Origin of the sequence: Aedoeadaptatus coxii (genome assembly GCF_001553115.1) — a bacterium.
GTDB lineage: Bacteria > Bacillota > Clostridia > Tissierellales > Peptoniphilaceae > Aedoeadaptatus > Aedoeadaptatus coxii.
In genome coordinates, this window is record NZ_KQ960181.1 from 223,827 (window position 1) to 235,069 (window position 11,243).

The window sequence follows — 11,243 nt, forward strand, 5'->3', positions numbered from 1 at the left end:
ACGCTCACCTTGCGACGGCAAAGTTTTTACCTAAAACAGAACGTCTCCTTCCGCGACGAAGCCCAATACAATCGAAGCCCGTTAGGGCTTCGCACTGCTAAAAAGCGTTAGGGTGGAAAGAAAGGAGGTTTTAGGAGGAGGGAAAGATGCGAATCCGGGCGCCCTATTCCCTCCTCCTAAGATTCAGAGAAAGATTTTTGAATGAATAATTTGTTTTTTAAAGAGAAAAACTATCCGAACGAATTTTAAAAAATATATTCCTCATTAAAAAAGAGCCGATTTTCATCGACTCCTTTTTTAATCTCTTATTTTGCTGCTTCAACGGGGAATTGTGCTTCCATCCAAGCGCCGATTCCGCCGGGATGACGGATAACGTTGGTGAAGCCTGCTTCTTTAGCGATCATTGCGCCGACGTGGGAGCGTTCGCAACCTACGAAACCGCAGTAAAGAATGATTTCTTTGTTTTTGTCGGTGCCGAGTGCTTTAATAAAAGCTTCTTTTTGTTCCGGCGTTACTTCTTCCATGGTAACAGGAAGTTCAGCATTAACAGCGCCGGGGATGTGGTTCTTGTCGTAAGATTTTGCAGGCATGGTATCGACGATGATCATGTCTTCTTTTGCATCGACTTTCTTTTTCAAGTCTTCGGTGCTGATCAACTTGTACTTGCCTTCTTCAACAGCTTTGACAAGTTTCATAGATGCCATTTCGATTTCAACTTCGCTACCGTCTCTGGACGTTCCGGGAAGATCTTTCATTTCGACCTTCGGAGCATCTGCACCATCGTTGGAAGCTTGGTTGGAAGCTTGTTTGTTACCTGCGCCACCGCAACCTACTAATAAAAGAGCGGATAGAGCGGTAACGGCAAAAAGTTTTCCTAATTTCATAAAATACCTCCTTGTATTTATTTTATCTTATCATTTCATACCTTACTTGTAAATCGATTTCCCATACTTTTATTTTTTAAAAATAAGAGATACCGTATCCTTATTTACTTTCAGCTTGATAGCCCGCTTCGAGCCAAGCGTCGATTCCGCCGGGATGGCGCAACACATTCGTAAATCCCTCTTCTTTGGCGATTAACGCGCCCACATGGGAGCGGTAACAGCTTACGCGTCCGCAATAAATGACGACGGGCTTGTTTTTATCGTCGCCGAGAGCCTTTACAAATGCCGCGCGGCGTTCCGTATCCACCTCTTCCATTTTTCCCGGAAGAACGGCACTGATGGCGCCGGGAATGTGATTTTTTCGGTATGAATCTTCGGGCATGGTATCGATGATGACCATGTCTTCCCCTGCGTCTAATCGCTTTTTAATCTCTTCGGTTGACATCAGATCGTAGCCGCCGCTGACCACATCGCGCACCAAATTCATAGCCGCTTCTTCCGCCGAAAGCTCGCTGTGAGGCTTCGCTTCGGAGGGAACGCCGCAGCAACCGCCGCCCATAAGCGTAAAAGTGGAAAGGGTGGAGAGCTTTATTAATTTCGAAAGTTTCATCGTTAACTCCTTTTTTCTTTTCAACGGGTCTTACATTGTTTTATACATACCCGAAAAGAATGCCGTGTTCTATTGATTTATTTTTCGTTTATGAAAACGATATTATTATTTTCTATAGATGATCGTATAAATGAAACCACCTTTCCCTCAAATCCTACCCGATGCGTTTCTTGTGAAAGTTTGTCATCTATTGCCATTCCGTTCATTAAAAAAACGACACCGAAGTGTCGCTCGTTTAATGTTTCGGCCCTAAGTACCGATTGTCGCCAAAAGCGGGAACAAGAGCGAGGACGGGGAAAAATGCCCCGAGAATGGAAAGCCCCACGCCGCAATCGAAGCGACGCATAATTTGATAACTCAACGCCAGCCCGTAGATTGCATTTACGATGGGAATGAAGATGAGCAGCCCGTAAGGATAACTTCCGTAGGCTATCTTCGAAAGGACGAAGAGGTTCACCACGGGAATAATGGATAGGATACCTGCATACCCCGCCTTTTCAAATAGTTTCCACCATCCGATAATACAGATGATGTAAAGCAATCCGCCGATCATAGTGGCATTGCCTGCTGCGAGATAATCGTAAAAATTTTGTGCCGAATAGTCCATAAATACCTCTCTTATAAATTTTCTTTAATGACATCTGCCAGAAGGCGTCGTTCTCTCAGTTCCACACCTTCTACGGTTTTTATCTTGTTCATCGGCGGCGTGTAAATGGTTTTAAACCCCATGCGCGCCCCTTCTTTAATACGGGATTCCATGCCGGGAATGTTTTTCAGTTCCCCCGTAAGGCCTACATCGCCGATAAAAAGAGTATTTCGATCGATAGGTTTGTTTTTCAGCACCGAGGCCATGCTCATAAGGGCGGCCAAGTTACACGCCCCCTCTTTTAATCGCAAATTCCCCGTGGTCTTGACGACGACATTTTTGTCGTAAAGGGAAAGTCGCCCTCGCTCTTCCAAAATGGAAAGCAACACGCCCAGTTGTTCCCGCCTAAAACATTCGCTAATGCGTTCGGGATAAGGGGTAAAGCTTTTGCTCACCAAACTTTCGATTTCCACAATAATGCTCCGCGTCCCTTCCCTAACGATGCACATGGCGCTTCCCGGCACTTCGCTTCCCGCTTCCCGCTTGGTCATAAAATGGGCGGAGGGGTTATCGATGGAGACCATGCCCCGTTCCGTCATTTTGAAGAAGCCCATTTCCCCGGTGGAGCCGAAGCGGTTTTTCGTCGCCTGCAAAATACGAAGTTCTTCCTGCATTTCGTCGTCGATGTAGAGCACCGTATCCACTAAATGTTCCAGGGCTCGCACGCCGGCGAGGGAATCCTGTTTCGTCAATTGCCCTACGATAAATACGACCCGCGGCTTTTGGGAACTTTTGGCGAAATCCACCAGGCGATTAGCGCACTCCATAGTTTGAGTGGGCGTGCCGGCGCGGGCTGTAAATTCATCCAGAGTAAAGGTCTGGATACTGTCCAGAATAATCACATCGGCATCTACCGATTCAATCCAATGGCTCACATCGTCCATGGACGTGCCGGAGTAGATCCAAATATTATCGGAAATGGCATCGGCGATCCGTTCGGCGCGCATTTTAATCTGCGTCTCGCTCTCTTCCCCGGAAGCGTACAGCACGTGAAGACCTTCCTTCGCCAGGGCATTGGCGATTTGAAAGAGGAGAGTGGATTTCCCGGCGCCCGGTTTGGCGGCGAGAATGCTCACCCCGTCTTCCACAATGCCGCCGCCCATGACCCGATCGAATTCTTCCATGCCGCTTAACAGCCGCTTCTTCGCCTCGCCGGAAACGTCTTTTAAACGCTTGGCGGGCTTGGAATTTCCCCGCGGTTTCCCCGGTTTCGATTTCGCCTCCACCACTTCCTGAAAGGTGTTCCACTCGCCGCAATTAGGGCATTTGCTGAAATAGCCGGAGCTTTTGTAGCCGCAACCGCTACATTCGTAACCGCTACTTTTCATTGGCAGTCATCACTTTCGGCCCGTCGCTCGTAAAGACGAGGCCGTCTTTTTTTACATCCACGTGAATGGCGTCCTCTTTCGCCACGTGACCCAACAAAATTTCATCGGCCAAGCGATCCTCAATATTCTTTCGAATGGAGCGAATCAAGGGGCGTGCGCCGTATTCTTCGTCGAAGCCTTCTTTGCCGATGTAGTCGACCACATCGTCCGTAAAGTCGATGGCAAACTCGCTCGCTTCCAAACGCTCTTGAAGATCCCGAAGCATGAGCTTCACAATTTCGCGGATTTGTTCCTTTTCCAAATACTTAAACACGATGATTTCGTCGATGCGATTTAAAAATTCCGGGCGGAAAGTATCCTTCAATTTTTCCTGAATAGTTTCCACCATTTTATCGTAGCCCTTGGCTCCGTCCTTATCCGGCGCGCCGAAGCCCATGGTTTTTTGCTTTTTAAGAAGGGTGGCGCCGACATTGCTCGTCATAATGAGCACGGTATTTTTGAAATCCACCGTTCTTCCTTGGCCGTCGGTCAATCGCCCGTCGTCTAAAATTTGCAGGAGCATATTAAAGACATCCGGGTGCGCCTTCTCGATTTCGTCGAAGAGGACGACGGAATAAGGTTTTCTGCGCACAGCTTCCGTAAGCTGTCCCCCTTCGTCGTAACCAACATATCCCGGAGGAGAACCTACGAGTCGCGATACGCTGTGCTTTTCCATGTACTCGCTCATGTCGATGCGAATCATGGCGTCGTCGTCGCCGAAAAGGCTCTTGGCAAGGCTTTTGGCGAGATAGGTTTTGCCCACACCCGTGGGGCCTACGAAAATAAAACTGCCGATAGGTTTGTCCGGGCTCTTCAAGCCTACCCGCGCCCGTTTAATGGCTCGCGCCACCGATTCCACAGCTTGCGCCTGGCCGATAACTTCTTCGTTCAAATCCCTCTCCAGTTGCACCAATCGCTCGCTTTCTTCGGCGTTCATGGTGGTGACGGGGACACCGCTCCATTTGCTCACGATGTCGGCGATTTCTTCTTCCGAAACCGTCATGTTTTGGGCGTGTTTTTCCTTATCCCAATGTTTCTTTTCATCGGCGAGGGCTTCTCGTAAATTCTTTTCTTCGTCACGCAGCTTCGCCGCCACTTCAAAGTTTTGCGCATTGACCGCTTCTTCTTTTTCCTTGGAAAGCTTGTTCAACTTATCTTCCAATTCCTTCAAGGCGTTGGGGCTGTTGAAATTTTCCACGCGAAGCTTGCTAGCCGCCTCGTCGATTAAGTCGATGGCTTTGTCCGGCAGGAAGCGATCGTTAATGTAGCGGTGGGAAAGTTCCACAGCCGCTACCAACGCTTCGTCGGTAATTTTCACATTGTGGTGGGCTTCGTATTTATCCCGAATGCCCTTTAAAATTTGAACGGCATCCTCTACCGAAGGCTCTTCCACCATAATGGGCATGAGCCGACGTTCAAAAGCCGTGTCCTTTTCAATGTGTTTGCGGTACTCGTCGATGGTGGTGGCGCCGATAATTTGCAAATCCCCTTTGGTGAGGGAAGGCTTTAAAATATTCGACGCGTCCATGGCTCCTTCCGCGCCGCCGGCGCCGATGACCACGTGGATTTCGTCGATAAACAAAATCACATCTTCCCGATGTTCCACCTCGGCGATAACGTCCTTTAAACGCTCTTCAAAGTCGCCCCGGTACTTCGCTCCGGCGATTAAAGCGGACACGTCCAAGGTGTAGATCTGTTTATCCTTAATAATTTCCGGAACGTCCCCTTCTACAATCCGTTGGGCAAGCCCTTCGGCAATGGCTGTTTTACCGACGCCCGGCTCCCCGATAAGAACGGGATTATTTTTCGTGCGGCGAACGAGGACTTGAATAATCCGCTCGATTTCATCCTGTCTGCCGATGACGGGATCGATTTTTCCCTGTTCGGCGCGCTCGTTAAGGTTGTAGCCGAATTCTTCGAGAGCCGATTCCTCTTCCAGACCGTCGAGGGCATCGCCGCCGTCCACTTTTTTAATGGCCTCGTAAATGCTGCGCTCCAACATATCCACGTCGATTCCCAAATTACGAAGCGCCAAGACCGCCACGCCCTTGCCTTCCCTTAAAATAGCTAGGAGCAGGTGTTCCGTGCCGATGTAATTATGCCCAAGCTCGTTGGCGATCTCAAGGGCCAGCTCGAAAATCTTCTTCGTCCGCGGGGTGTACGTCAGGGTGGTAACGGTCTTATCTTCCGCCGCCACAATTTCCCCGATGGCCTCTCTCGCCCGTTCGTAATTGACGCCAACCTGCATCAGAATATTCGATGCGCCGCCGGGCTCTTTTAAAATGCCGAGCAAAATATGCTCGCTTCCTATATATGAATGGCCTTGTTCCCTGGCCTCCGACTGGGCAAAGACCATGGCACGTTGACTTTTTTCGGTAAATTTTCCGAACATCGCCATTAAAATACCTCCTTTATTAATTGACGCACCTTGTTGGCGCGGTAAATATTGCTGCTCCTCTCGTCGAGAAAGCTGCCCCTTTCCATCTGAAGATGTGCTTTTCCAAGGGAAATCATTAAGTCGTATAAATCGAAATCTTTTTTCGGCGAGAGCACGGAAAGCTCGATGCCGAGTTTCATATGGCTTAAATGGAGCATGGCTTCTTCATAGCTCATAATCCGCGCGTTGCGAAGCACGCCGTAACTGCGCCGCGCCATGTCCTCAAGCTCGATTAAGTGATCCAAATACATTTCCTTGCGCTTAATACGCTCCAGCGCCGCCACTTCCGCCGTAATGGATTTTGCGCGCTTTAAAAATTCTTCTTCGCTGAGACCCAGAGTGCGCTCGTTGGAAATTTGGTACACGTGGCCTACGATTTTAGAGCCTTCGCCCCGCATACCTCTAAGCACAAAGCCCATGCGCGCAATGGACCGCGCCAATCGCTCCATACCAAGGGTATCCAAAGCCGGCAAATGCATCATGCAGCCGGCGCGAAGCCCCGTGCCCACATTGGTGGGGCAAGCGGTTAAATAGCCCAGTTTGTTATCGAAGGAAACGGGAAGTTCATCTTCCACGGCGCGTGCAATTTCCCGCATACGCTCGTATTCTTCGTCGAGGAAAAAGCCCTTGCGCATATCCTGCATACGCAAATGATCCTCTTCCATGACCATAATACTTTCGCCGCCTTCGCCGATAAAATACCCCGCCTGATCCTTATTTTTCATTAGCTGCATGCTAATGCGATTTTCTTCCAAATCGTAAAGACTCCTTAAAGGCTTTACCTCGGCCAAAGGGTAAAACGTCCAAAAATCGTCGCGCTTATGAAGCACGTCGATGATTTTTTCCGTAAGTTCCCGCGCCTCCTCATCGCGCATATGGCCGGGATAGGGATAACCCTTAATATTTCGCGCCAGGCGAATTCTGGAGGTAAGGAGAATATCATCCTTCGTCATGGGTCACCTCCAACGCCTTTAAATCATCCCGCAAAACGGCGGCGTCTTCGTAGCGTTCCTCCGCCACGGCGCGATCCAATTCTCTTTGCAGTTCCGCTTGCTTTTGATTGAGCGCCCGTTCGTCACGAAAAGCTTTAGGCCCTTCTCCCACGTGTTCCTTTGCGCCCTGAATCCGCAGAAGCACCTTGTCCAGTTCTTCGGCAAACGTGTTATAACATTCGTCACAGCCGAACATGCCCGCCTTTCGAACCTCGGAAAGGCTCGTGTGGCATCGAGGGCAAGTGCGATCCTCTTTTGAATCCACACTTCCTTGAAACATGGATAAAAGCTCCTGCATCACCGATTGAATATCCAAAGGCGGCAATTGTACCGTCGGAAATTGCTCTTTAATAAGGGATTGAAAACAGGAACTGCATAGGTGTTGTTCCTTCGTCTTGTCGTCTTCCATAATAGTGAAGGTAATGGTCGCTTCATTTTCGTGGCAATGTTCACAGCGCATAGGTCACCTCCTTAGGAAAAAATACCGAGCAGGACATTTTGCAGCATATCCGCCCGAACGGCGTTGCGCTCATCTCCTGCGCCGGCGAGGGCGCGATCGCTCATAGCGACGGCGAGAAGATGGCCTTCCCGATCGGTAATGTAACCGCCCTCTTCGAGCGATTTTAAAAGACGATTGGCGTGGGATTGGGTAATGCTCGCCCCCACCTCTTCTGTGAGAAGATCAAAAAAATGCTTTTCGTCGTTCAGTTCCACCTTGACAATGCGAATAAAACCGCCGCCTCCACGCCGCGATTCGACGAAAAAACCTTGCACCGGCGTAAAACGAGTGGTGAGAACATAATTAATTTGGCTGGGGGCGCATCCGAAATGCTCCGCCAACACATTCCGCTTTATTTCAATTCGCCCGTCTTCTTCCATTAAAAGACCGCGAATATAATCTTCGATATGATTACTTAAACGTGCCATATCCCCCTCCTTACCAGGTTTCTGTATATGTAGTATAAAATAATAGTCAAAGATTGTCAATATCAGACTATGACGCTAGGGTATGGCACATTGGCGCAAAAAAACATCCCCTCGAAGGAGAGGATGTTGCACTTAAAGTTTGTCTACGGCGATCCATTGATCGTGGGCTGCGTCGTATTTAAAGAAAATGCCCTTGTTTAAATCCAGGCGATAACGCTCCACGGTGACCCTGTGATCCGGGTGGTCTTCGATTAAATCGTAAGCGTAAATCCATTTTGCGGCGAGAGCGTCGCGATCACCATCGAGAGACTCGATCAGTTTAAAGGGCGCTTTTTTATATTCCGCTGGCAATTTATTGTAGAGCCAGGTGGCGGCGATTTCTTCGTCGGTCTTGGCGACTTTGGCGTCGATGCTGACGGTAAACGTCTTGCCGTCCCAACTAATTTTTTGATCGAAAAGTTCCACCACGGCGCGCAGAGGAATAAAAGCGCGATCTTCTCTAATGACGGGCTTCACTTCCAAGGGAACGGATTTTGCGGATTTTAAAATTCCCTCCACATCTTTCGTTTTGAAAGTATCTTTGATCGTCGCATTGTAAAAAGCGTCCACGTCTTTCGTTTGAATAAGTAGCGCTTTTGCCGAATCCGCTTTTAAATAAATGGCCGCTTCCGGTTTGTTCGTATCGAAATTCATTTTCGTAAGGAAAATGTCCCGCCCCTCTTTGTTCCAGTACACTTGGTAATCCAGGGCCTCGCCAACAAAACGAACGGGCACCATGATGCGATCCTTTTCGATATAAGCGGCAGGTTTAGATTCCACAGCTTTGCCGTTGACGCGAAGAGTAAGATTCCGCTGAGCGAAAACCGACATAGGGATGCAAACCAGGGCCAATACGAGGGCTAAGAGTTTGAACCTTTTCATAAAAACTTCCTTTCTTAAAAAACGCGGCGCCACAACACGCACCTACTACTATGTACTACTCTCTCAGCTTATTGTAGCACATTTAACGAGGGGGGGGAAGATAGGGGTTAAAAAATATTAGACGAAAATGTCTTTTTTATAAAATAGTGCGTCATAATTTTTTCTTTCAAAAGTAAAGTATTCTTTCAAAAGTCTTTTTTCCGAATCTTAGAAGGATTATCTGAATGAATTTTAAAAATACATACTCACGCACAAAATCTCTTTTCGATTCGGTTTTATACAACCCGAAAACTTTTTCGCGGGGAAGAGGGAAAGGGCTCAGAGGCAAAGGCCGCGTTTCCCTCTTCCCCGCGCGCCCCATCTCCCTTTCCGGCCGGCACTATAACGAAAAATGCCTTCGGCATTTTCCTGATTATTGTCCGGCGCTAGAGGACGTTATGCTCCACCGAGAAATTATATCTCACGCTCACCTTGCGATGACAAAGTTTTTACCTAAAACAGTACGTCTCCTTCCGCGACGCAGCCCCATAGGAATCAAATGGCGTAGTCATTTGCACATATAAAAAGCGTTAGGGTGGAAAGGATTGGGGTCCTGGGAAAGGAAAGAGGCCGAATCGCAACGGCCTATTCCTTTCCCCGGAAAAAGTTTAAGATGAATGCTTTGCTTTTCGAGAAAATTTGTCCGAATGAGTTTTAGAAAAACACATTCACGCACAAAAAAATCGACACGAATCATATCGTGTCGATTTTTCTCTTTATACTTAACGTGCCACGCGATCATCTTTTTGGATAATGCGTACCCATGTTTCAGGCAAGGTGCCTTTAGCACGTCGGTAATCGTGGGTGTTGGCCGCTTCCATAACTTCGTAATAAGCCCAGTGGCTTTCGTTAATGTCGGTAAAGCGGATGACATCCTTCTTAACCCCTGCCATGCCTTCCAGGGAAACACTGCGATCGGCATATTGGTTAAGCATTCTCGCCACTTCCGCTCTTTGAATATAAGCATCTGGTCTGAAGCTTCCGTCGGGGTAACCAGCAATGCGGCCATTGCCGTAGGCTTGATTAATGGCAGCTTCAAATTCGTGACCTTTCACATCGGCAAAAGGTGCCACTACACTATTCTTCTTGTCGATATAATAGAGAGCTCTCGCGAATTCCCCACGGGTAATGGGTTCGTTCGGGCGGAAGTTGCCGTTCTTGTCGGCGAACATGAGATTTTTCTCAACCATAATATTAATGGCGGAATTATACCATCTCGACGGCGTGTCTTTGAAATTGGGTTTTGCTTTATTGCTTAAATCCAATTCCGCCAAACGAGCGATCAGACCTGCCGCTTCGGCGCGAGTGATTTGTCCTTCGGGATGGACGGATCCGTCGGGATAACCGTAGAGATACTTGTAGTGACGGCCGATTTCCCAGTCGACTTTCGGTTCGGTAGGTTCGACCTTTTCAAGGATCAAGTAATCGCCGCGATCCACTGCGGGAGCGTCGGGTTTGCTCGGCTCGACGGGTTTTGCTTTCCAGATCGCCTTGACGAGGGTATTCTTATTGATCTGAATACTTTCGCCGGTTTTCTTCGTTTGACCGTCAACTTCCCATCCGGCAAATTCTTTACCTTGAGGTACAGTCAACAGATATTCCGGAAGTTCGTAAATAGCCGGTAAAACATAGCTTTCACCTTTATTCGTGATCGCACTTTCTACGCCTTTGCTTCCGCCGTTGACATCATAAGATACTTCAACGGGAGTAGCATTTGCTTCGTCCGACTTTTGATTCACTTGATTGTTTGCAAAAGCTTTTACAGCTTCTTCAAGCTTATACTTTCCTCTTGGAATAGTAATGACGCCGGAGTTTGAATCGACTTTTTCACCATTGGTTGCCGCCGGTACTAAACTCCAACCATCTGAACTCTTTTCAGCTACCAGCTTTTTATCAGCTCCCGTAGGATCTTGGTAATTTACCGTAACGGATTTAATGTCTTTTCCTACCGGCGGTGTAATAATTAAATTGCCGGTTTTCGTATCGACGGTTACTTTTGGAGCCGCGATAGTTTGAGGTTGTTCCGGGTTCGGGTTAGGTGATGGCTCCTCACCTCCGCCGGGATTAGGTGTAGGAACCACAGGTTTCGCTTTCCATACGGCTTTTACTTCTGTATCGCCGTTGATGGTGATTGCATCGCCAGCAGATTTCTTGTCTGTGCCGACCATCCAGCCGTCAAATACTTTGTCTTTCGGTGCTTCAAAGCCGTTATCAGGTAATGTATATTCTTCACCTTTTTTAACGAGCTTTTCTGGCATTGTACCTGTTCCTTCGGTTCCATTGAAGGTTACTTTGTATTCAATGTCTTTCCATACGGCTTTTACTTCTGTATCGCCATTGACGGTGATTGTATCGCCAGCAGATTTCTTTTCTGTACCTACCATCCAACCGTCAAATACTTTGTCTTTCGGTGCTTCAAA

General features: G+C 48.1%; 10 protein-coding genes. All 10 read right to left on the minus strand.

The window, feature by feature from the left end; genetic code table 11:
- Positions 1 to 305: 305 nt before the first annotated feature.
- Positions 306 to 884 (minus strand): rhodanese-like domain-containing protein, encoded by a 579-nt coding sequence (locus HMPREF1863_RS06745; protein ID WP_068368976.1) that lies wholly within the window; start codon positions 882 to 884, stop codon positions 306 to 308.
- 100 nt (positions 885 to 984) lie between these two features.
- Positions 985 to 1,494, minus strand: coding sequence for a rhodanese-like domain-containing protein (locus HMPREF1863_RS06750; RefSeq protein WP_083508554.1), 510 nt, complete (start codon positions 1,492 to 1,494; stop codon positions 985 to 987).
- Positions 1,495 to 1,729: 235 nt separating this feature from the next.
- Entirely contained in the window at positions 1,730 to 2,101 is a 372-nt protein-coding gene (locus tag HMPREF1863_RS06755) for a DUF5684 domain-containing protein (protein ID WP_068368982.1), read from the minus strand.
- Positions 2,102 to 2,112: 11 nt separating this feature from the next.
- Positions 2,113 to 3,468, minus strand: coding sequence for a DNA repair protein RadA (radA, locus tag HMPREF1863_RS06760; protein WP_068368985.1), 1,356 nt, complete (start codon positions 3,466 to 3,468; stop codon positions 2,113 to 2,115).
- Complete coding sequence (locus tag HMPREF1863_RS06765; RefSeq protein ID WP_068368988.1) at positions 3,458 to 5,905, minus strand: ATP-dependent Clp protease ATP-binding subunit; 2,448 nt, start codon at positions 5,903 to 5,905, stop codon at positions 3,458 to 3,460. The genes radA and HMPREF1863_RS06765 overlap by 11 nt, the downstream gene beginning before the upstream one ends.
- Positions 5,905 to 6,897, minus strand: coding sequence for a hypothetical protein (locus HMPREF1863_RS06770; protein WP_068368991.1), 993 nt, complete (start codon positions 6,895 to 6,897; stop codon positions 5,905 to 5,907). Before HMPREF1863_RS06770 ends, HMPREF1863_RS06765 begins: the two co-directional genes overlap by 1 nt.
- Positions 6,884 to 7,396 carry a DUF7685 domain-containing protein gene (locus HMPREF1863_RS06775; RefSeq protein WP_068368994.1) on the minus strand — a complete coding sequence of 171 codons (513 nt, stop codon included), beginning with the start codon at positions 7,394 to 7,396 and terminating at the stop codon, positions 6,884 to 6,886. The genes HMPREF1863_RS06770 and HMPREF1863_RS06775 overlap by 14 nt, the downstream gene beginning before the upstream one ends.
- An 11-nt stretch (positions 7,397 to 7,407) precedes the next feature.
- Positions 7,408 to 7,863 carry a CtsR family transcriptional regulator gene (locus HMPREF1863_RS06780; protein WP_068368997.1) on the minus strand — a complete coding sequence of 152 codons (456 nt, stop codon included), beginning with the start codon at positions 7,861 to 7,863 and terminating at the stop codon, positions 7,408 to 7,410.
- 132 nt (positions 7,864 to 7,995) lie between these two features.
- The gene (locus HMPREF1863_RS06785; RefSeq protein WP_068369000.1) at positions 7,996 to 8,784 is read right to left on the minus strand and encodes a copper amine oxidase N-terminal domain-containing protein; all 789 of its coding nucleotides are present in this window, start codon (positions 8,782 to 8,784) and stop codon (positions 7,996 to 7,998) included.
- Positions 8,785 to 9,545: 761 nt separating this feature from the next.
- On the minus strand, positions 9,546 to 11,243 hold a 1,698-nt coding region (locus HMPREF1863_RS08980; protein WP_157065096.1), incomplete at its 5' end, for an S-layer homology domain-containing protein.

Excerpts from the sequence above, each read along its gene's own strand:
- HMPREF1863_RS06745 (WP_068368976.1), bottom strand. The coding sequence starts at position 884 with ATGAAATTAGGAAAACTTTTTGCCGTTACCGCTCTATCCGCTCTTTTA.
- HMPREF1863_RS06750 (WP_083508554.1), bottom strand. The coding sequence starts at position 1,494 with ATGAAACTTTCGAAATTAATAAAGCTCTCCACCCTTTCCACTTTTACG.
- HMPREF1863_RS06755 (WP_068368982.1), bottom strand. The coding sequence starts at position 2,101 with ATGGACTATTCGGCACAAAATTTTTACGATTATCTCGCAGCAGGCAAT.
- radA (WP_068368985.1), bottom strand. The coding sequence starts at position 3,468 with ATGAAAAGTAGCGGTTACGAATGTAGCGGTTGCGGCTACAAAAGCTCC.
- HMPREF1863_RS06765 (WP_068368988.1), bottom strand. The coding sequence starts at position 5,905 with ATGGCGATGTTCGGAAAATTTACCGAAAAAAGTCAACGTGCCATGGTC.
- HMPREF1863_RS06770 (WP_068368991.1), bottom strand. The coding sequence starts at position 6,897 with ATGACGAAGGATGATATTCTCCTTACCTCCAGAATTCGCCTGGCGCGA.
- HMPREF1863_RS06775 (WP_068368994.1), bottom strand. The coding sequence starts at position 7,396 with ATGCGCTGTGAACATTGCCACGAAAATGAAGCGACCATTACCTTCACT.
- HMPREF1863_RS06780 (WP_068368997.1), bottom strand. The coding sequence starts at position 7,863 with ATGGCACGTTTAAGTAATCATATCGAAGATTATATTCGCGGTCTTTTA.
- HMPREF1863_RS06785 (WP_068369000.1), bottom strand. The coding sequence starts at position 8,784 with ATGAAAAGGTTCAAACTCTTAGCCCTCGTATTGGCCCTGGTTTGCATC.